We start from the raw sequence: 20,882 nt of genomic DNA, 5'->3' as shown, positions 1-20,882 counted from the left end.
TTTCAAGATGATTGGCAACCGGTGCCCAGCTCAAAAACGCTGCGGCGTGTTCAAACCGTCCTTGCGTCTGGTTGCCCAGGGCTTGCAGAAAAAGTCCCGAACAGCGTTTTTGAGCTTGCGGATTGTTGCTGCGAATGTCGGTTTTGCCGATGCACCCGAGTACTGCGTGGCACTATCAAGCAGATCCGACCCGATCCGGTCTCCTGTTTGCCCTTCAGTTGAAGATATCGGTGGCGGCGCGAAACTGACAGCGAGCCGAGACCGGTCCATCGGATCAAAACCATAGGTTCTGCGCCAGGCATTCTTGAGGCTTTGCGCAATCAAACCCGGTACGAACGCCGCCTCGCCGATGGAAGGCAGAAGCACGCCTTGAAAACGGCCTTCTTCCAGCTCCTGCGGGATATCGACAGTCAAATGTGGTCCCGTCCCGGCAAGAAACGGCAGCAACAGAGTTCTGGGCGTGCTGAACCTTGCGACCCTTGCCAGAAACGGGTCCTGCGAAAGAAAGCCCGTGCGGATCTTCTTTTTGAAGGGAGTGAGGCGCTGCAATCTGCGCGCGAAATAAAGTGCGCACTCGGCCGCAGCCGGTCCGGTTTCCGACCCGTGTGCAGCTATCATGATGTCACATGAGTTGAAGCACCATCCGCGTTGTTCGGCTTCCTGTTTCAACAATTTGAACGATTGATGCGGCAGACCGGGGAAAGTCCCGAGAGGTGAAAGCTGATGCACTTTACGGTCGCCAAGGCGGTCGGGCAGCGCTTTTTTCGTAAACCAGCCATCGGCCATGAATACCGGCACGACATAAGGCACACCGGTAAAATTCTCCAGCTCTTGCTCCAGAACACCAGGAGCAGCAAGGGTCGCCGAGCGTATCGTCCAACCCGGAAGGGCGTGCGCTATTCTTTCAGCCAGTGCCTTGAGCTGATCCTCACCTGCTTGCGGGTCCAGAGGTTGCCCATGCGCGACGATTATCGCCTCAGTGACTGGTCCCCTCGGAGAAGGTGATCTTGTTCCAGACATTGTATTTCCCAGAAGGTTTTCGCATCGGCAAGCGCCGGACTTCCTCTAAAGTTTCGGCGTCGTAGATGATCACTGCGCCATCGTCCTCCCAGACGGAGACAAGCGCATGGCCGCCGTCACGCGTGAATTCGACATGGGCAACGGTGGCTCCCTCGACGGGGCGGAGTGTCTTCACGATTTCAAGACTTTCCTTGTCGATGACATGCATGACGTCCTTGTTCGGACCGAAAAACACATCCACCCAGACATAGCGGGAGTTCTCGTGGCTGCGCATGAAGAAGCCGGGTCCAAGCGTTTCGATCCGCTTTATGGTTTTCCATGTCGACATGTCGATTACGGTGACTGCGCCGTCTTTCAGATGCGGCGTTGCCATGACTGTGGTGTCACCATATTTCCATGTGATTCCGGATCCGAGATGCGGCATGCCGGGCAAATCGAGGTCAGCGGTCTTCTGTCCAATGACAAGATCGATGACCTGCCCTCCTTCACCGCTGCGCGATGCTCCCATGACGTATTCATAGCTCTGGTCAAAAAAGAAATCGTCCAGATAGTCCGGCGTCGTGATCTTGCGGATCGGGAACGGGTCTTCACTCTTGACAGGTCCCTCATCCCGCCAGTCGTGTGCAAACCCCATCTGCGGCGGGTTCGGGCCGTAGAAGACTTCCCAGATTTCCGGAACATCTTTCAGAGCAAGCACAAAGCTTTCACGTGGAGGAGCCTGATAAACAGCGGAAATTCGACTGGGTGTGCCGTCCTTTCCCTTGACACTTTTCACTTTCGCCACGCTCAGATCATCCGTTGAAAGGATTGTAAGCGAGTTTGGCAGATAGTTGGCGACCGCGAGCCATTTTCCATCGTGCGAGATCGCGATATTGCGGCTGTTCAGGCCTGCGCGGATCCGACCGACTTCCTGAAGCGCATAAAGGTCGTATTTCTGCACCCAGCCGTCGCGCGACATGATGAAAACAAAGCGGCCGTTGGGTGTGAACTTCGGTCCGCCGTGAACCGCGAACGGCGTCTCGAAACGATCAAGCGTTTCAAAGGTATCACCATCCAGAACACTGACATGATGATCGCCAGTTTCGACCGCGAGGGTGATGTTCATCGGATCGGATGACCAGACCGGCGTATCAGCCGACTTGTAATCCTCGTTCATCACGCGGCTGGACATGATTTCAACTTCACCCCAGGGCGGCACATCTGCCAGGGGCTGTTTCAGAAAAACAGCAAGTTCCTCGATTTGCTCGCTGGACAGTGTTTCGCTGAACGCAGGCATCTGAGTTGCTTCCCGTCCGTCACGAATGACTGAGACGAGATTGGGACCACGCATGCGACCCAGCGTTTGCGGGATCAAGGCAGGCCCCAACCCGCCCAGCCGTTCAGCGCCGTGGCACTCCTGACAGTTTTCGACATAGTTCTGCACCGGGTCCGCCATCGGCGCAGTCAATGTCAGGGCCAGAACGCTAAGCGAAACGATGAGCCGGATCATGGCGTTTTCCTCGGAATGGGGTCACGGTGAGACGTTCGAAACCATCTCCATCCGTGCCGATTTCTGCGTCGCTGAGATAACAGGCTGGATCTTCAGCCCAAGGGTCGCCCGTTACCTGCAACGCGCGAATGCGCGTGTTGCCACCGCAGACGTTCTTGAACGCGCAGGCACCGCACCTGCCCTTGAGCGGCCGGGGCCGTGTCCTGAGCTGCGCCAGCATGGCATCGCTGCCTGTCCAAAGTTTTGAAAAGAGGTCCGTTTTCACGCTTCCAATCGTGTAGTCGGACCAATATGTATCCGGGTGCACATTGCCGAGCGTATCGATATTCGCGACCCCCAGACCTGAGGAATTGCCGCCCCAGGCTATCAGATGTTTCTTGATATGCGCGGCCGTCTCGGCGCCGAACCGTTCTCTTGCCCAGTTCAGGAAATAAACCGCATCCGCATCATTGTTCCCTGTGACGATGTCGAGTGGCAGTCCTCCGTTGACGCCTTCCCAGGCTCGCTCCAGCAGCAGGTCCATTGCCCAGCGCGACCGTTTGTGCTCGGCATCTTCGCCGCGGTGCTTGTCACCCCGGCCCGCATAGACCAGATGGGACAGATAGAACTTGTCGACACCCTCGTCATCGCAAAGGCGCAACAGGTCCGGAAGGCTGGTGAAGTTGCCCTCCGTCAGTGTGAAGCGCAATCCCACCTTGATCCCACGTGCCTTGCATTCGCGCACACCGCGCAGGGCGTCTTGAAATGCTCCATTGACACCCCGGAACCAGTCGTTTGTCTTGCCAATCCCGTCGATTGAAATTCCCACGTAATCAAAGCCGATTTCGGCAACCTTGTCGGCGGCCTCACCGTGCAGTTTTGTTCCGTTGGTCGACAGGGCAAGCATGCGCACCAACTTGCGGGCGCGGGTCGCGATGTCGAACAAGTCGCGCCGGTCAAGCGGTTCGCCACCTGACAGAATGAGCGCCGGAATACGGAACCGACCGAGATCTTCCAGGGTCTCCATGGCCTGTGCGGCCGTCAATTCCCCTGGAAAGTCGACATCGGCGGAAACCGTATAGCAGTGACGGCATTTCAGATTGCAGCGGCGCGTGAGGTTCCAGATCACGACAGGTTTGACCGGCCCTGCCCCACGTGGACCTTTGACCGGAGTTGGGGCGTTGATCTGATGCATGTATTCAGACAGACGAAACATGGCTCAGCCTTCCTTCCTGCGGAGACGCATTCCGGTCTTTTTCAGGATGCGGGTGGAAAACAGGATGTCGCTTGCCCGGCATGTGTCGCCCAGCAGTTCAGCGACCTGGTCGCGCTTTGCAAGCACCTCGTCGCGATTTGCGCCGTGCACCATTGCAAACAGATTGTAGGGCCAATCCGGCAACGCCCGCGGGCGCTGATAGCTGTGGGTGACGAAATCAAGTGCACCGACCTTTTGTCCGATGTCGTCGACAATCGCATCGTCAACATCCCAGACGGTCATGCCGTTGGCGGTCATCCCAAGCCGGTAGTGATTGGGAGCGGCACCGATACGTCGAATGACCCCGAGTTTCTTGAGACGTTTCAGACGTTCCAGGACATCGTCTTCGCTCAGACCAAGCGTCTGTGCGAGCACGGCAAAGGGTGCAGGAACCAATGGCAAACCTGCCTGCGTCGCTTCTATAATTGCCCTGTCGGTCGGATTTAAGGTCATGCGTTTACCCGGAAGCCTATGAAGAACTCGCGCTCTTTCGGAAACTGCAGGACCTTCAGACCGGTCTCCTGCTCTATTGCCCTGGCAGTCTCGCGAATTGCCGAACGGCTTTCTGTCGCCAGCACGAACCACATGTTCAGTTTGTGGTCGCGTTCATAATTATGCGCCACCTCGGGATGAGCATTGACTTTGGTTAAAACCTCTTCGAAAGACTCTTGCGGCACTGCCATGGCACACAGGCAAAATGCACCGCCAAGCGCTTCAGCATCGAAAAACGGGCCGAAACGGGTCAGCAGTCCCTCGTCCCTCAAGTGTCTGATCCGGTCGACAACATCATCCTCGGCAATTCCGAGCTCATTTGCCAATGTCGCAAAGGGACGCGAAGTGAGCGGCAGATCATCCTGCAGGCGATTGATGAGCCGTCTGTCCAAATCCGTGAGCTCACCGGTCATGCGGCTGCTCCCGTGCGTGCAATCATCGCTCCGGTCTGCTTAAAACACCGGCTGGAAAAGAGTGTCTTGAACTTCACGCCTTGCAGTTCGGGAAGGTTGCTTGCCTCCGTCAAAGTATCGAGCGCACGGGGCCGGCTTTGCGCGTGGATCATGCAGTAAAGGCGATAAGGCCAGACATTTTCGACCGGGCGGCGCTCATAACAAAGCGTCACGCCGGGAAGCGCAGCGAGCGCAGGACCGGCTGCATCGATCCGCTCAGAGGAAATGTCCCAAACCACCATCGCATTCGACCGCCAGCCAAGGGCCCGATGCCGGACAATGACGCCCAAGCGGGAAATAATGCCCGCCTCCTGAAGGTCTTTCACCCGGTCCAGAACGCCTTGTTCGCTACGGTCCAGCTTTGAGGCGATGTCGCCGAAAGGGCGTGAACTGAGCGGCATTCCGGTCGTCAACGCTTGAAGGATCTCGCAGTCACCCTCTTTCAGGCGATCAAGATCAACCGGGCGCGCGACCGGAGTTTCCCGCGAATTGCCCCTGAGCTTGAATCCGAGATCCACATTAAAGGGTCGAACCAGGGGCAAATCGAGGACAACCAGACCGGTCTCGTCCCGGATCTCGTTCAGGACCGCATCGACATGATCCCGGTTCGGTCCGGTTGCGACGAACCAGAGGTTCCAGCGGTTCTCGCGCAAATAGGAATGGTTGACACCTGCTCGGCTGCCAACGAATTCGGCAACCTGCTCAAGAACTTCATCTGGAGCTGAAAGTGCCGCCAGCGTGCTGGCCGAGACGGTGTTCGGGGCGCAGGTGGCGCCGACCCGCGTGATCCGTCCGCTTGCATGCAATACGTCCAGACGGTTCAGTACTTCTTCTTCCGGGCAGCCGATGGCTGAGCCGATTACCGCGAAGGGGCGCGGGTCTATCGGGAAATCGCGTTGCCAGTCATCCAGCAGCGTGATGTCGGTCGCATCGCCAATTCGTTCCATGGTTCAAAGTCCCGTCTTGTGGGCCCGGGAGGTGAAGAAAATCCCGGACGGACTTTCTGCGTCGATTTCCGCAAGTTTCTCGAATGTGTGCGTGTCGTAGATCATCACCTTTCCGGCATCGCGCACCGAGACCCAAACCTCGTGTCCACGAGGAGTGAATTCCATATGAAGGACGGCAGGGCCGGGTTTGAACTCGTGAATGATCTCTTTGCTGGGCGTGTCAATCACCTGAATGGTGTCATTGAGAGGGTGGGCGAAATTCACCCACACCTGACGACCGTCAGGTCGGGACATGGCAAAGACCGGTTGTCCATAGGTCTCGGTTCGCCCCGTTTCGGTCAGGTCATCGGCATTGATCCATAGCACCTGGTGATGGCCAACCGCGGGCAAGACAAACTCTCGTCCGGCGCGTGCCCACCCTTCCAGGTGCGGCATTTTATAGACAGGCATTTCCTGCTGACCGCGCCCGTATTCAGGCAGAACCCGAATGGGTTCGGGATTTTCATCCCAAAGGTCGATTGCCGTCAGTCCATCCTCGCCGAAAAGACCGGTGATGTAGAGACGGCCATCATCCGTTACCAACGCATCGTAGGGGTTGGTGCCCACACCCTTTACCTTGGTAATTTTCGGCGCGCCAGCCGAGAGATCGGCGATCCAGGTCTCGCCATCATCCCACAACGTGAACACAAACCGTTTCCCGGGTGCATCCACCAGGCCGATCGTCTTTGAACCGGTTGGAATATCGGCAACCAGATCCAGCGTATCGGCATTGAAGATCCGCACGCCCCCCGGTTCATAGTTGGAAACGGCAACAAGCGAACCGTCATCGGAGATCGCTCCGCCTATTGCATTGCCGGACTGGACGACACGGTTGGCGATCTTGCGCTCTACGATATCGACTTTCGTCAGTCCGCCATCGCGGCCGAAGACATAGGCGTAGCGTTGATCCGGTGAATAGACCAGGCTGGCATGCGAGAGGTCGCCGAGGCCGGTGATCCGCGTCAGCATCTTTCTTTCAGACTGATCAACAAGCAACAAAGAACCCGAAGCGCGTTCGACAACCAGCCCAAGGTCGCCTGTCGCAAGGATGGTTTGGGCGTGAACGCTGCCTGTCATCGCGAGCGCTACGAGCGCGGTGGCGAGCCATTTCATTTCAATTCTCCTTGCAGGAGGTATTCGGCGATCTTTTTCGCCTCCGCCTCGCTCATCAGTGGCCGCCAGGGCGGCATGGCGGTGCCCTGGATACCGTCCAGGACGACTTCGGAAAGGGTCTCGACGTCATAGTGGGAAAGCGCATCGGGACGGATGTCCGGCCCAAGGCCACCCTTCAATGTGAGGCCATGGCAGGACCCGCAATCCTGATGCACCAGTCTGATCAACGCATCGGGAGAACTGTGGTCATCGGCAAACGCCGTGCCGCAAAAAAGAAGACTGATGGCAAGCATTCTATGCATGAGCGCGCTGCCCTGCGGCAGCCGGCTCTACCGCATCAATAAGCTCCGAGGCCACAACGGGCCATTCGGCACACAATGTGACGACCTTGCCGATGACAAAGAGCACTGGCGCTTTCAGCTCCGCGTCGCGAACATCGAGCGCAACCTGACCAAGGCGGGAGAACAGCCGCGTTTCGCGCGGTGTTGTCGCGTTGGCAATCGCCATGACCGGCGTCGATTCACTCAGGCCCTCTGCGACAAGTCTGAGCGCTATCTGACCTATATTCGCGACACCCATGTATACGACAAGTGTTGTTTCTTCGCTGGCTAAGCTTTTCCAATCAAGGTCCAGCGTTCCATTGGCCTGCCTATGGCCGGTCACATAGCGCACACCTGTCGCAAGCCCACGATGTGTCAATGGCACCCCGGATGCAGAAGCTGCCCCTTGTGCGGCGGTGATACCCGGAGCGTATTCGACCATAATGCCGTTTGCCTGCAGGTGGGCCGCTTCTTCAGAGCCGCGTCCGAATATCAGAGGATCCCCGCCCTTGAGACGTGCAACGGTCAACCCGCGCGACGCCAGCTCAGCAAGGATTTCGTTGATTTTTTCCTGGGGTACGGGATGGTTGTCGGGAGATTTTCCGACCGATACCCGCTCGGCCGTTTCAGGTGCAAGCGCCAGCACTTCCGGTGAAACGAGACGGTCATAGACGACAGCATCAGCTTCCTGAAGCATGCGCACGGCGCGCATTGTAAGCAGGTCCGGATCTCCGGGGCCGGCTCCAATAAGAAAGACTTTTCCCGTCATGAGAGACCTCGCTTCTGCTGAATACTGCCGGACGCTTCAGTTCTGTGCGAAGCGCCGGGGGCACCTGTCGTTTGCAGAAAGGGACGCGTTGGCTCGGCAAGGACAGTAATGATCGGCGCTTCGCAGAAGTATGATTGCTCGTTTTGGCCTTGAACTGATTGACAATAGTCAAGGTCAACCAGTTCTAATGACGCATTTTTTCATTATTTTATTCAAGGACTTACAGTAATCATGCCGATCATTTCCTGAGTTTCCCAGTGCGGGCCGCACAAATAGGTCTGATCGCCCGGGGTCAGGAACGTGAATTCGAATGCTTCCTCGGGAAAAAGACGATCCGATTCAGGCTCGCCTTCGTCCTTGAGGACAAGGCTGTGGCTGGTGCGCTTGTCTACATTTACCCAGCGGACCGTTGTCCCAACGGGAACCGTCAGTTTCTGCGGGCAGAACCGATACTTGTACATCGTGACAACCGTCACCCCTTCTTCTTCAGATGAAGGGTGCCCGAACAGTTCTGTGTATCGGCTTTCCGCCTCGTCACAGAGCGCTTTCAGGTCAGCGTCCTCCGCGCAAGCTGGAAGGGTGAGAACGAGTGACACCAATAATGCTGGAATACCGCAGGCTTGAACAAACATATGCACTCTCCCTGGCTGAAATGGCAGGGGCGGCAATTTCTCGCCGCCCCAAACCGTTACTGCTTGGCCACGTTGATTTGCGCCGTGTCGTCATCCAGAGCGAGGCTGGTGTTCAACGTCACATGGTGGAAACGTGCTGCGGCGTAGTCGTCGTGAATGGCAAAGCCAACCGTATAGGTCTTGCCAGGTTCCAGCGGAATGTCTCCGGGAGCTCCTGAATTCAGAGGTCTTGAGAAAACAACCGTCCAGATTCCCGCTGAAAGGTTTGCTTCCGCAGACATTTCGCCATCGTTCACGATCCGGCGCTCCAGAAGATAGCCATTGCTCGACGTGCCGTCCGCATAAACGCGCAACAGGTCCAGATAGGTACCGTCTTCAAAAAGCTGGCTGATTTCTTCAGCGCTTTTCAGTTGATCCCAACCGCCCTGCGCCTTGCCACGCCGGCCTTTGACTTCAACCTTCGTGCGGCTTTCGGTCAGATACTTCGTAATGGTGTCCGTTGCTTCCAGACGGCCTGCCACGTCGGCGTTTCCGGCAATAGCCTCAGCGCCCGGGTCAAATGGCATATAGGTGTTGTCCGCGTGACAAGAGGCCCAGCAACCTGTGGTCTCACCCATTTCGATCCCCGTGCCGGCGATCATCATGGCGACCTTGACCTGATTGTCCGGATCCATCTTTCCACCGTCTACAAACGGTGCGGGATTGTGAGGGGCATCGGGCCACTGAACGCGCACATAAAGATTTTCATCATCGTGCGCAGCCTGAATGGTGGTGTTGATGATCCCACGTTTGCCGGGAATTGGCGTCGGTTCCGTTTCACCACCAGCAACAATCTTGTTGCCGATCGCTTCCAGTTCCGCCGCATGGCAGGTCATGCAGGTATCGCCGCCCTTCGTCAGGGGCCGCGCGCCACCATGGGTCTTGCCATTCTGGACCCACTCGAACGAGGCCTGTCCCGGATAGAACAGCGTCAAATCCGTTGCCGGAACAGCGTTCCAGTCAATATTGGCTGCAACGGTTCCCGTGGCGCCACCTGTATTTGCAGCCCTGTCACCATCTGCGTCGGCGCCGGAATTTGCAGCTTTGGCTTTTTCCTCTGCGACAGCGGCCTCAACAGCTGCAGCGATCTGGGCCTGAACAACTTCCTGTTGAGCCTTTTGTGCAGCTTTCGCGGCAGCCGCCTCATCAGATTCCTTGGCGACAATGCGCTCCAGGCTGACGATATACTCGTGCGGGACATCGCGTTTAAAAGCAGGGTTCGGCGCTTCGAGACTTTCCAGATAGTCCTCTTCAGCACGATCCCGAAGATCGGAGTGTGCGATGCCCTTGTGACAGTCGATGCATGTCTGACCGGCTTCCATCGCGTTCAGGTGCTGCTGTCTCGCCCTTGGTCTTTGGAACTCAGGCATCATGGATTCAAAATCGTGGCAGTTGCGGCATTCGCGCGAGTCATTGGCCTTCATGCGCTCCCACTCGTTCATCGCAAGTTCTAGGCGCTTGGCTTCGAATTTTTCCGGCGTGTTGATCGTACCGACCATCTTGCCCCAGAGCTCCTTGGTCGCCTGTACCTTGCGAATGATCTTGTGGGTCCAGTCCTTCGGCACATGGCAATCAGAGCACATGGCGCCGACACCGGACCGGTTCACATCGTGAATGGTACCCTTGTATTCTTCGTAGACGTAGTCCCGCATCTCGTGGCAGGAAATACAGAATTGTTTGGTGTTCGTGGCTTCCATCGCGGTGTTGAAGCCACCCCAGAAAATGATGCCGCCGACAAACACTGCCGCAACACCCCCGATCGGCATGCCCCATAGAAGGTATCTGCGCCAGATCGGCTTTTTCTTGTCACCTTGGCTGCTCTCAGTCATGTCCAGGCTCCGTTTTCATGTTCCTCCGCCAGCCGGCTCAGCGCTGGCAGCGATCTGATTGCAGGATGCAGGGATCGTTTCCGAGTTTCCGGGCGACCATCCGTCGATGCAGTCCCGACACCGCTGGCAAAAAAGAAGGGCGGGCGATATGCCCGCCCTTCAGACGCTTGCTTGTTATCGTTAAGTGACGTGGTTCGAACGGTTGTAGACGTTGAACTTGCCGGTCGGAGCAAAGAGGCCTTTGATCCGGGTTTTTTCTTCAAGCGTTTCCGCATCGAAGATGACAATTTCACCATTCGGTTCGAGCGACGTTGAGCGGTTCCACTTGGACACCCAGACTTCGGAACCATCCTGGTTGAACTCGAAGTGAACTGCGGCGCTGCCTTCCTCGTCGGTGATCTGGATCGTTTTCACGATTTCACCAGTCTCCTTGGAAATGACCTGAACCGACTGTTGAATTTCGGGTTCGGGATGCTTGGTCTGGTCAGCCCAAATGTATTTCGAGTCCGGATGGGTCCTGATGAACAGGCCAGCACCGTCTGTCTCTACTTCGTAGCAAACCTTCCAGGCGTCGTCCGGACGGTTCTCCGGATCGTTACCCCAGACCGTGACTGTACCCTCACCAAGGTGTGTGGTGCCTCCAACAGGTCCACAATTCGGATCTACCCAGTTGGCTCCCGGACCCGGGTGCGGCAGGGCCGCAGTGTCGATCATCGCTTCAAGCTTGTGCGTTTGCGTGTCGACCACAACCATCTTGTTCGACGCGTTTGCGGCAATCTGGAAGTAGCGGCCTGTCGGGTCGAAGAACCCGTCATGCAGGAATTTTGCGGAATCGATCTTGTCGATACGCAAGTTGTCGAGGTCGGTGTAATCAACCTGCCAAAGCTGACCAAGTTCCTTGACCGCGACAATCCATGTCGGCTCGTTCGGAGTGGTGTAGATGGCAGCAACGCGGCTTTCTTCGACATAGTCACCATCAACATTGACGCCGCGAGTCGAAACGACTTTCTTCGGCTCCATCGTCTCTGCGTCGACGATTGCGAAATGCGGAGGCCAGTAACCGCCACCGATGACGTATTTGCCATCACCAGACACCGCAACATCGCGGGCGTCGTAAGCGATTTTCACTTCGGCGACCAACATATTCTCCGGGTTCTGCCAGAGATCGATCTTGGTCATTTTGCCGTCGCGGCCCATTGTGTACCAGAAGCGGCCGGGATGCTCAGGCTCGGATACCGCGTGGTGCTCTGAAGCTTTCAGAACATGCACGGCATATCCGGTTGGAATATGCGCCAGAACTTCCTTGGTATCACCATCAATGACGGCAACCTTACCTACGTCACGCTCGATAACGACGAAGAAGTTTTCCCAGTTCCGGCCATGCAGAGGCTCCGTCGGATAATCCTTGGGTTCCACATAGACCTTGCGGGTCGCCTCCATCTGGGCCAGCGACATTTCAGGCGGCTTTGGCGCATCCATCATGATGTAGGTGGCCATGTCCTTGATTTCCTGCTCGGTCATGATGTCCGAGAAGTTGTTCATGCCGCCTTCGGTGCCCCAGGAGATGATTTTTTCAAGCCGCTCCTGGCCAAGCTTCAAGGTACCGCCTTCGGTTACCGTCCCGTCAGCAGCGGTCTTTTTCCAGCTTGGCTCAAGGTTCTTGCCTGTCGCGCCTTTACGCAGCACGCCATGGCAACCCGCGCATCTTTCAAAGTAGAGCTGCTTGGAACTTTCGAAGGCCTCTTCGCTTAGCGTCGGGCCCTCTGCAAGGGCAGGCACCGCCGCGCTGCCCAATAACAGCGCAAGACTTGCCGCTAACGCGGGGCCCGTCCTTTTCTTCAGTCTTGGATGTGACATTCTCAAACTCCAAATGCTGGTGAGGCATTCGCGAGACTTGAGCAATCTCGAGTTCCCTTCCTTGACTTTCGTTAAGATGATCGACCCGTTTTTTGTGAGTTCACCGAGCAGAACCTTTTTCACGTCGCAAATTCCCGGCAATCGCCTCCGTTTTCACTTAGCCGACTAAGTTTATAACTTTCGTTGGAAACAGTTTGAATATGAGAGCTTGAAATTCCGGCATCTTTTGCTGTCTGGACAGGTCGCAAATGCCTGCTTGACTTTGGTTAAGGAAATGACTGCCCGCGCTGCCACCCTCGAGACTACGATCAACTCGGGGTAAAGGAGCGCGCGATGCGCGAAGTCATGACCAAAAGCATGGCCCGAAATATATTTTATGGCGGGTCATTATTCTTCATCATCATCTTTGTAGGGCTGTCCATTCACAGCCATCTCTACATCACAGGAACTTCGACCGATCATGCCGGCATCACCGAAAGTGTGGCCGCGGGCAAACGTGTCTGGGAAGACAAGGCCTGCATCAACTGCCACACCATTTTGGGTGAAGGTGCCTACTTCGCGCCTGAACTTGCAAACGTGATGACGCGCTGGGGCGTTCTCGACGATCCGGACGCCGCTTTCGACACGCTGAAAGGCTGGATGGAATCCATGCCGACCGGCATCGAAGGCCGCCGCCAAATGCCGAATTTCGATCTGACCGACGAAGAAATTCGCGATCTGGCGAACTTCCTGATTTGGACCGACAACATCGACGCCCAAGACTGGCCGCCGAACGAAGCCGGCTGATCCGAACGCAAAAGGAAACTAAGATGAAGTACCAGTCTCAAAAGATAGCCCTGGCGTATTTCGGTGTCGCCCTGGCCCTCTTTGCCGTCCAGGTTCTCGGCGGATTGCTGGCAGGATGGGTTTACGTCCAGCCGAATTTCCTGTCCGAGGTCCTGCCTTTCAACATTATCCGGATGCTGCACACAAACAGCCTGATTGTCTGGCTGCTGCTCGGCTTCTTCGGTGCGGCCTATTTCCTGATACCGGAAGAGGCCGAACGCGAAATCCATTCGCCAAAGCTGGCCTACCTGCAGCTGATCATTCTGGTGGTTGGCACGCTTGGCGTGGTCGTCACCTACACCTTCAACCTGTTTGAAGGAAATTTCCTGCTCGGCAAGGAAGGACGCGAGTTCATCGAACAGCCGAAATGGGTGAAGGTCGGCATTGTGGTTGCAGCCCTCATGTTCCTTTACAACGTCACCATGACGGTGCTGAAGGGCAAGAAAACCGCCATCACAAACATCCTTCTGCTCGGCCTCTGGGGCCTGGCGCTTCTGTTCCTGTTCAGCTTCTACAATCCCAGCAACCTCTCACTGGACAAACAGTATTGGTGGTACATCGTCCACCTTTGGGTTGAAGGTGTCTGGGAACTGATCATGGCCTCGATCCTGGCTTACCTGATGCTGAAACTCACCGGTGTGGACCGTGAGGTTGTCGAAAAATGGCTTTATGTCATCGTCGCTGCAGCACTGTTTTCTGGCATCCTTGGAACAGGTCACCACTACTACTGGATCGGCACACCAAGCTATTGGCAGTGGATCGGCTCGATCTTCTCTTCACTAGAGGTGATCCCGTTCTTCGCAATGATGGCTTTCGCGTTCGTCATGGTCTGGAAAGGCCGCCGCGATCATCCGAACAAGGCCGCGCTTCTGTGGTCACTCGGGTGTGCGACGCTTGCCTTCTTCGGTGCCGGCGTCTGGGGCTTCCTCCACACGCTGCACGGTGTGAACTATTACACCCACGGCACTCAGATCACGGCTGCCCATGGTCACCTGGCCTTCTTCGGCGCTTATGTTTCCCTGAACCTGGCGATCATCACCTACGCAATGCCGATCCTGCGGGGTCGTGACCCCTATAACCAGGTGCTCAACATGGCCTCCTTCTGGCTGATGTCGGGCGGCATGGCATTCATGACATTCGTCCTGACATTCGCAGGAACCATCCAAACGCACCTGCAACGGGTCAACGGTGACTACTTCATGGATGTTCAGGACCAGCTGGCGCTGTTCTACTGGATGCGCTTCGGCGCAGGTGCAGCCTTCGTGATCGGCGCATTGCTCTTCATCTATGCGGTGGCGATGCCGAAAAGCGAAGTCATCGAGTCCGGTGACGCAGCCAACGTTCCTGCGGAGTGAGACCCATGGAAGGTAGCGTATCATTGGCAAAGGGGGCGGCTGACGCCCCTTTTTACCTGGCTCAGTCGGACGAATGCACGGTTTTTGAGGCTGCGCACAAGAACGGACTTCCCGTCTTGCTGAAAGGACCGACCGGCTGCGGAAAGACCCGCTTCGTTGCTCATATGGCGGCAAAGCTCAACCGCAAGCTTTACACAGTCGCCTGTCACGACGACCTGGCAGCTGCCGACCTGATCGGACGCTATCTTCTCAAAGGTGGAGAGACCGTCTGGGTCGACGGTCCTTTGACCCGTGCAGTCCGGGAAGGTGCAATCTGTTACCTCGATGAAGTCGTGGAAGCCCGCAAGGATGTGACCGTCGTCCTGCACCCGCTGACCGATGATCGTCGGACGCTGCCGATCGACCGGACGGGTGAAGAACTTCAGGCCGCCCCGGGCTTCATGCTGGTGGCTTCTTATAACCCCGGCTACCAGAACATCCTGAAGACGTTGAAACCGTCCACGCGGCAACGTTTCATTTCATTGGAATTCGACTTTCCGCCAGCTGACCTTGAATGTGACGTTGTTGCAGAAGAAAGCGGGCTGGACAGGTCGCGTGTTGCCGCACTGGTCCGGCTTGCAGGAAAACTGCGTGCACTGAAAGGCCAGGATCTGGAAGAGGGCGTTTCAACCCGCCTGGTTGTTTACGCCGCAACGCTGATTGCCCAGGGCATGCCCGTAAACAGGGCCGTACTGGCAGCAATGATTGAACCTTTGACAGATGATGAAGACGTGAAACGCGGGCTCCTAGATCTTGTCACGGCCGTGTTTGGGTGAGGCCAGACCGATGGGCAAGATCGACTTCGAGCCATGGGAACCCGAGGAAACGGTCGGGAAACTGTGGCACGCTTTTGCAAGCCGCCTCGATGCACCTGAGGTGCATCACGGAGCCGCGGTCGGCCTTTCTGAGGTCGGCGGGCGGCTTGCAGTTCTTTTTCGGGGCCTGGGTGGTAATCATAATGTGGAACTCCGCCCGGTTTCGGAAGAAGTGTCTCGTCACCGCCTCAGTTTTCTGAGGCGGCTCGGGACAGAGGTTGAAACCGTACCTCGAGCCAGTTTCGACGGAGAGATTCTGCGTTTGCCGGCATCCCTGGCAGTCTTCCCGACCCGGGAAGCAAATGCAGCGCTCTATATCTGGCTGACCGCTCTGGCGGCAAACGCGCCGGTCTACAAAGTGGAGACCGATCCACTGCGCGCCGACCTGCAGGTTTTGCGCACAATCGGACAGATGGTTCGGGAAACTCTTCTCCATGCTCCAGGCTTGAGGGAGCTCTACTCGGTCTTGAGCCACGGCAGTTTGCTGCAACGGCCGGCTGCGTCTCTGCCTCGCTGGGAAGCAAATCTGGAAGCGCTTGTCCGAAACATGCTTGGAGACCCTGCCGAACTTTCCAAAGATGTTCAGGCGTTGCAGAACACACTGGAAAGCGGTGACTATGCTGAATTCCAGGCCCCTCGCGGGTATCGTCCCTTTCGACCGGTTCCGGTTTGGCCGGATCTGCGCGAGGTTGTCTTTTCTTGCGGTGACGAAGTTGAAAACCGGGAAACCGACGGCACGCCGGAGGAGGCGGGCGACAAAACCTTGCGGGCACGCCGGCGCAAGTCGGACCAGGCCGAACGCAATGACAGTCTGATTCTGCACAAGTTCGAAGCGATCTTGAGCTGGGCCGAGTTTTTAAACCTCAATCGGCGGGTCGACGACGACGATAATGACGATGCCAAGAAAGCTGCCGACGATCAGGATGAAATCGGCCTCGGGCAGATTTCCAAATCTCCGGCAACACGCCTGAAACTGCATCTGGACCTTGCCCCTGAAGACGTCGACCGGGAACGCCTTTCAGGCAAAACTCTTTATCCCGAGTGGGATACAAGAAGCGGCCGTTACTTGCCGGACCATGTATGTGTCCTCACAAGTGTAGCCGATGCCGACCCGGACAACGATGTTGCCGCAAAAGATCCCCGGGCCGCACGGCGTATCAGGTCGGTCAAGAAACAATTCGAAGCGCTTCGCCCCGGCCGTGTGACGACGCGCGGACATATGGAAGGCGACCGTTTGGACATGGATACTGCTGTCAGATCCGAAGTCGAACGGATTGCAAGCGGCGCTGGCAATGACCGGATCTGGCTCCAGACCCGGCCGGAAGCGCGCGATCTTGCCGTTTCCATCCTTCTCGACGTTTCCCGGTCTACTGAAAGCGCGGTCACAGGCCGAGCCGTCATCGATATTGAGCGGGAAGCACTGACAGCGCTCGCCTGGGGCCTGAATGCCTGTGGTGACGACTTTGCAATCAACGCGTTTTCCTCGCTCAAACGGCATCGTGTCTATCTGCAGTCCTGCAAACGGTTCGATGAGCCGATGTCCGCCAAGGTTGAGCACCGTATCAGCGGATTGAGGCCAGGGTTTTATACCCGGCTTGGTGCTGCGCTCCGACACACATCGAGCGAACTGGCCGAACAGTCACGCAAGCGCAAGCTCCTGCTTGTCATCACCGACGGCAAACCGAACGATCTCGATCACTATGAAGGCCGGCACGGCATCGAGGATACGCGCATGGCCGTGCGCGAAGCCCGAAGAGCCGGTCAATCCGTGTTTGGCGTAACGATCGACAAGACGGGCAAGTCGTGGTTTCCAAGACTGTTCGGTCAGGGCGGCTTTGCGGTCATTCCCCACCCGGACAAGCTGACCCAGGCGTTGCCGGAAATCTACCGGCAGCTGATTGGCGGCTGACCATGGAAAGAGCTGCTGCAAAACCGCAGTCCGGAGGTCTGGATGAATTGCCCGGCGACTTGATGATGTGGGTTCTCATCATCAGCGAGCTTCTTGTCTTTGGTGCGGGTCTGGCAGCCTTTCTGGGTGTGCGGATATCTGATCCAGCAGGTTTTGCAGACGCCAGAACCTACCTTCATCCGACGCTCGCCGGCATCAATACGGTTGTCCTGATAACCAGTGGCTTTCTTGCGGCAAGAGCAGTAGATCTGCGGCACCAGGAGCGACGAAGACCGGCACGCATTGCGCTCGGGGCGGCGATGACACTTGGTGTCGTTTTCCTTGTCATCAAAGCTATTGAATATGCCGATACGGCCGCGCAGGGCATCTCCACAGAAACCCATCCGTTTTTCACATTCTACTATCTTCTGACAGGTTTTCACGCGATGCATGTCATTGCGGGAATTGTCATTCTTGCGCTGATAGCCTGGAAGGACACACCCCGAAACATGGAAGTCGGAACAGCCTTCTGGCACATGGTGGACTTGGTTTGGGTGCTGCTGTTTCCGGTCATCTACCTGCTGGCGTGAGACGAAGATGACGCGCAATCCAACGACAAAAGCCTGGCTTCAACTGCTGCTTCTAAGTGGCTTGTCCGTCGTTCTAGCTGCTGGTGCTGCAGGACTTCTGGACCCAAGCGTCACAGGCGTGCTTGTTCTGGCACTTGCGTGGATGAAAGCGCGGGTCATCCTCTCGCGCTATCTGGGCCTGTGGCAGGCACCTTTATGGCAGGCGGGTTTCAATTGGGTTCTGGCACTCTACTGCAGTCTGCTGCTCGCGCTTTATCTCATACCCGCCTTCAACTCTTGAAAGCGCTTGACAGAGGTTCAGGCAAATCGAACTCTTCGCCGACCCGGCGTCGCGCTTCCCCGGACATCTTGCGCGCTGTCTTTTGAACGATGCCAAGAACCTTTTCATCGCTATGCTTGGCTGCAAAGGGCGCAAAGTACCATTTGAGAAACACGAAACAGATCGTGTCCTCCAGCGCCTGGACATCCGCGTGCTGCTTGATGCCTTCCTTGCGCAACATGCGTTCAGCGGCCGCAATATCTTCCGCTGCATACCCGGCTGCGGCCATGATCTCACCGACCCTTTGCGCATGATGTCCGGCCAGGTGCCTGCGCCAGGCATGATAACCTGCCTTGCCTTCCGGAAAGGTTGCGCGTGGAACTGTCCAGCGTTCGATATGCTGACCACGGGCGGCGATTTTCAACGGGTCGGATGCCTGCGGGAACAAGCGGCTCAACTCTGAACTCATACGCTCGCCATATAGACGGGCTGCCGGAGCGCCTTCTTCCAGGTTCGGATCGGCTGTATTTGCTTCGTCGATCGCCGCGATGGCCTTTTCCAGGTGTGTCATTGTGCTTTGTGCCAGGCTTCGACCGGGTCGCTTTCAGAATATTCACGCAGCATTTCGATATCTTCGATCGCCGCGTGGTTGCGCTTGATATGGACACCTGCCGTTTTCAGACGGGCAAAAGACCGCGACAGGCTCTCCGGTTTCATGCCTAACCGGCCGGCGATCAAAAATTTGTCGTAGGGAAGGGTCACCACGCAGCTGCCCGTTTCCTGTTCACACAACTCCAACAGAAATTCTGCAACGCGCTGCGGACCGGTTTGCGCCTTGAGTTGCTCAAGCTGTGAGACCAGCGAATGCAGGTGCATGAAGGTCGACGCCAAAACGGCAACCGCAATCTCCGGATCCTTGCGCATCGCTTCCAGCAGCGCCACACTCGGTATGCGCATGACTTCACAAGACGTGACCGCTTCTGCAGAGACCGGATAGGCTTGACCACGGAACGCAACTGCCTCACCGAAGCTTTGCCCCTTGGCAAATACGTTCACAACAGCTTCGCCGCCATTTGGCGCTATCCGATAGAGCTTGACCCAGCCCTCGGTCACGATGTGGATCGCCTTTGCGGTTTCCCCTTGCAGAAACAGCGTCTCGCCGCGGTCGTATTCGCGCCAGCTGGACATTGACAGGATCATGTCCTGGGTGTCTTGCGGGAAGGTCTGCAACAACAAAGAATTCTGCGCAATCTTCTTGCGGCGTTCATTCGGCATTCGATTTCCTAGTCAGGCTCCTGAGAGGCCTGCCCCTCCTATTGGCCTAGGGATATTACACAATCCATTGTCACGGTCACATCTGTTGAATTGCTGATATGGCAACGAACGCGCAGCCGTGTCTTGACTATTGTCATTTCAAGCCAGGCCCTGCGCTCATAGTCTTGTCAGGATGATGAGAAAGAGGGGATCACATGGACTACAATTCCTTTTTCCGAAACCAGCTCGCTGACCTCAAACAAGAGGGAAACTACCGGGTCTTTATCGACCTGCAACGCAAGCGCGGTAATTTTCCTGCTGCCGTCCGGACCCACAAGAAAGGCCAGGACGACGTCACGATCTGGTGTTCAAACGATTATCTTGGCATGGGCCAGCATCCCGATGTGGTTGCCGCCATGCACGCTGCCATCGACAGGTGCGGTGCAGGCGCTGGCGGCACTCGGAACATTTCCGGTACGACCCACGACCATGTTCTTCTGGAAGAAGAGCTTGCGGACCTGCATGGCAAGGAAGCTGCTCTGGTTTTCACGTCCGGCTACGTCTCGAACTGGGCAGCCCTTGGAACGCTTGCGTCAAAGATCCCGGGCTGCATCGTCTTTTCCGACAGCCTGAACCATGCCTCGATGATTGAAGGGATCCGTCACTCAAGAGCGGACAAGGTCATCTGGAAACACAATGATCTTGAGGATCTGGAACACAAGCTTGCGGCGGCTGATCCGGCGCGGCCCAAACTGATCGCGTTTGAGAGTGTCTATTCTATGGACGGCGACATTGCCCCGATCGCAGAGATCTGCGATTTGGCGGACAAGTATGGCGCCATGACCTATCTCGATGAAGTGCACGCAGTCGGTCTCTATGGACCGCGCGGCGGCGGCATCGCCGAACGCGAAGGCCTTATGGATCGCCTGACTGTCATCGAAGGAACGCTCGGCAAGGCATTCGGTGTGGTTGGCGGATACATAGCCGCATCAACAGAACTTTGCGACTTCGTCAGAAGCTTTGCCAGCGGCTTCATTTTCACGACGGCCCTGCCACCGGCAATCGCTGCGGCGGCGACTGCCTCCATCCGGCATTTGAAGCAGAGCAATTCGGAACGCGAGGCCCATCAGGCAATCGTTGCCAGAGTTCGCAATCGGCTCGACACGCTCGGCATTCCGCATGTGCCCAACCCGAGCCACATCATTCCGGTGATTGTCGGCAATCCGGCAAAATGCAAATTCCTGTCAGACACGCTGCTGGATGACTTTGGAATTTACATTCAGCCTATCAACTACCCGACTGTGCCCAAGGGTACCGAACGCCTTCGGATCACACCTTCGCCAGTGCACACAAGCGGCGACGTCGACAGGCTGATCGTCGCCCTGCATTCGCTCTGGAACCAGTGCCAGCTCGCGCGGCAGCCGATGGCTGCAGAATAGGAATATCCGCGGATCCGGTGTCTTCTTGCTCACTTCGACAATGCAATGACAAAAAAGACCGGCTGCCAATCACGGACAGCCGGTCTTTCTTTTGGTTCTCACTTATCCGGCTGCATTCACGGCGCGTTTTGCCATGACTGTTACGAGGTTTGCTCTGTAGTTTGCGGATCCGTGGAGGTCTGAGAG

At 56.7% G+C, this 20,882-nt stretch carries 21 protein-coding genes and 1 pseudogene; 7 read left to right on the top strand and 15 right to left on the bottom strand.

Features of this window, described 5'->3' with window-relative positions:
• Positions 1–30: 30 nt before the first annotated feature.
• From Q0835_RS23460 to Q0835_RS23400, 12 genes are all read right to left on the bottom strand, one after another.
• A complete protein-coding gene (locus tag Q0835_RS23460) occupies positions 31–1,020 on the bottom strand; it encodes a hypothetical protein (protein WP_298964800.1) in 990 nt (329 codons plus the stop codon).
• Positions 977–2,509, bottom strand: a complete 1,533-nt coding sequence (locus tag Q0835_RS23455; protein WP_298964797.1) for a nitrite reductase — start codon at positions 2,507–2,509, stop codon at positions 977–979. Before Q0835_RS23455 ends, Q0835_RS23460 begins: the two co-directional genes overlap by 44 nt.
• Positions 2,484–3,704, bottom strand: a complete 1,221-nt coding sequence (gene nirJ / locus Q0835_RS23450; RefSeq protein WP_298964794.1) for a heme d1 biosynthesis radical SAM protein NirJ — start codon at positions 3,702–3,704, stop codon at positions 2,484–2,486. The genes Q0835_RS23455 and nirJ overlap by 26 nt, the downstream gene beginning before the upstream one ends.
• A gap of 3 nt (positions 3,705–3,707) precedes the next feature.
• Positions 3,708–4,196 carry an AsnC family transcriptional regulator gene (locus Q0835_RS23445; protein WP_298964791.1) on the bottom strand — a complete coding sequence of 163 codons (489 nt, stop codon included), beginning with the start codon at positions 4,194–4,196 and terminating at the stop codon, positions 3,708–3,710.
• Positions 4,193–4,648 carry an AsnC family transcriptional regulator gene (locus tag Q0835_RS23440; RefSeq protein WP_298964789.1) on the bottom strand — a complete coding sequence of 152 codons (456 nt, stop codon included), beginning with the start codon at positions 4,646–4,648 and terminating at the stop codon, positions 4,193–4,195. The genes Q0835_RS23445 and Q0835_RS23440 overlap by 4 nt, the downstream gene beginning before the upstream one ends.
• Complete coding sequence (locus Q0835_RS23435; RefSeq protein WP_298964787.1) at positions 4,645–5,634, bottom strand: Lrp/AsnC family transcriptional regulator; 990 nt, start codon at positions 5,632–5,634, stop codon at positions 4,645–4,647. Before Q0835_RS23435 ends, Q0835_RS23440 begins: the two co-directional genes overlap by 4 nt.
• 3 nt (positions 5,635–5,637) lie before the next feature.
• On the bottom strand, positions 5,638–6,786 hold the full coding sequence (locus tag Q0835_RS23430) for a cytochrome D1 domain-containing protein (protein WP_298964785.1): 1,149 nt from the start codon (positions 6,784–6,786) through the stop codon (positions 5,638–5,640).
• Positions 6,783–7,088: a cytochrome c gene (locus Q0835_RS23425; protein WP_298964782.1), complete on the bottom strand. Its 306-nt coding sequence runs from the start codon at positions 7,086–7,088 to the stop codon at positions 6,783–6,785. The genes Q0835_RS23430 and Q0835_RS23425 overlap by 4 nt, the downstream gene beginning before the upstream one ends.
• Entirely contained in the window at positions 7,081–7,875 is a 795-nt protein-coding gene (cobA, locus tag Q0835_RS23420) for a uroporphyrinogen-III C-methyltransferase (RefSeq protein ID WP_298817676.1), read from the bottom strand. The genes Q0835_RS23425 and cobA overlap by 8 nt, the downstream gene beginning before the upstream one ends.
• Positions 7,876–8,087: 212 nt before the next feature.
• Positions 8,088–8,507, bottom strand: a complete 420-nt coding sequence (locus Q0835_RS23415; protein WP_298964780.1) for a plastocyanin/azurin family copper-binding protein — start codon at positions 8,505–8,507, stop codon at positions 8,088–8,090.
• A 56-nt stretch (positions 8,508–8,563) separates the two neighbouring features.
• Positions 8,564–10,375, bottom strand: coding sequence for a NapC/NirT family cytochrome c (locus tag Q0835_RS30400; protein WP_366142402.1), 1,812 nt, complete (start codon positions 10,373–10,375; stop codon positions 8,564–8,566).
• 180 nt (positions 10,376–10,555) lie between these two features.
• Positions 10,556–12,232 carry a cytochrome D1 domain-containing protein gene (locus Q0835_RS23400; RefSeq protein ID WP_298964778.1) on the bottom strand — a complete coding sequence of 559 codons (1,677 nt, stop codon included), beginning with the start codon at positions 12,230–12,232 and terminating at the stop codon, positions 10,556–10,558.
• A gap of 333 nt (positions 12,233–12,565) precedes the next feature.
• Between Q0835_RS23400 and Q0835_RS23395 the strand changes: the two genes are divergently transcribed.
• From Q0835_RS23395 to Q0835_RS23370, 6 genes are read left to right on the top strand one after another with little or no spacing between them, the layout of a single operon-like run.
• The gene (locus Q0835_RS23395; protein ID WP_298817670.1) at positions 12,566–13,018 is read left to right on the top strand and encodes a cytochrome c; all 453 of its coding nucleotides are present in this window, start codon (positions 12,566–12,568) and stop codon (positions 13,016–13,018) included.
• 23 nt (positions 13,019–13,041) lie between these two features.
• Entirely contained in the window at positions 13,042–14,412 is a 1,371-nt protein-coding gene (locus Q0835_RS23390; RefSeq protein ID WP_298817668.1) for a cbb3-type cytochrome c oxidase subunit I, read from the top strand.
• A 5-nt stretch (positions 14,413–14,417) separates the two neighbouring features.
• A complete protein-coding gene (locus tag Q0835_RS23385) occupies positions 14,418–15,227 on the top strand; it encodes a CbbQ/NirQ/NorQ/GpvN family protein (RefSeq protein WP_298817666.1) in 810 nt (269 codons plus the stop codon).
• A 10-nt stretch (positions 15,228–15,237) separates the two neighbouring features.
• A complete protein-coding gene (locus Q0835_RS23380; protein ID WP_298964775.1) occupies positions 15,238–17,175 on the top strand; it encodes a VWA domain-containing protein in 1,938 nt (645 codons plus the stop codon).
• Between the two features lie 2 nt (positions 17,176–17,177).
• Positions 17,178–17,744, top strand: a complete 567-nt coding sequence (locus Q0835_RS23375) for a cytochrome c oxidase subunit 3 family protein (RefSeq protein WP_298964773.1) — start codon at positions 17,178–17,180, stop codon at positions 17,742–17,744.
• Positions 17,745–17,751: 7 nt separating this feature from the next.
• On the top strand, positions 17,752–18,024 hold the full coding sequence (locus tag Q0835_RS23370; RefSeq protein WP_298964770.1) for a hypothetical protein: 273 nt from the start codon (positions 17,752–17,754) through the stop codon (positions 18,022–18,024).
• Here Q0835_RS23370 and Q0835_RS23365 read toward each other — a convergent pair.
• Positions 18,014–18,574 carry a DUF4202 domain-containing protein gene (locus Q0835_RS23365; protein WP_298817659.1) on the bottom strand — a complete coding sequence of 187 codons (561 nt, stop codon included), beginning with the start codon at positions 18,572–18,574 and terminating at the stop codon, positions 18,014–18,016. The two genes, Q0835_RS23370 and Q0835_RS23365, sit on opposite strands and share 11 nt — an antisense overlap.
• Positions 18,571–19,278 (bottom strand): Crp/Fnr family transcriptional regulator, encoded by a 708-nt coding sequence (locus Q0835_RS23360; protein WP_298817657.1) that lies wholly within the window; start codon positions 19,276–19,278, stop codon positions 18,571–18,573. Before Q0835_RS23360 ends, Q0835_RS23365 begins: the two co-directional genes overlap by 4 nt.
• Before the next feature lie 194 nt (positions 19,279–19,472).
• Here Q0835_RS23360 and hemA point away from each other — a divergent pair, with 194 nt between their 5' ends.
• The gene (hemA, locus tag Q0835_RS23355) at positions 19,473–20,696 is read left to right on the top strand and encodes a 5-aminolevulinate synthase (protein WP_298964768.1); all 1,224 of its coding nucleotides are present in this window, start codon (positions 19,473–19,475) and stop codon (positions 20,694–20,696) included.
• A gap of 102 nt (positions 20,697–20,798) precedes the next feature.
• On the opposite strand, the pseudogene Q0835_RS23350 reads toward hemA, so the two are convergent.
• A pseudogene (locus tag Q0835_RS23350) lies at positions 20,799–20,882 on the bottom strand (carbon monoxide dehydrogenase); the annotation flags it as partial.

This window comes from uncultured Roseibium sp. (genome assembly GCF_947499295.1).
Classification (GTDB): Bacteria; Pseudomonadota; Alphaproteobacteria; order Rhizobiales; family Stappiaceae; genus Roseibium.
This window is presented reverse-complemented; position numbering and strand designations above follow the sequence as displayed.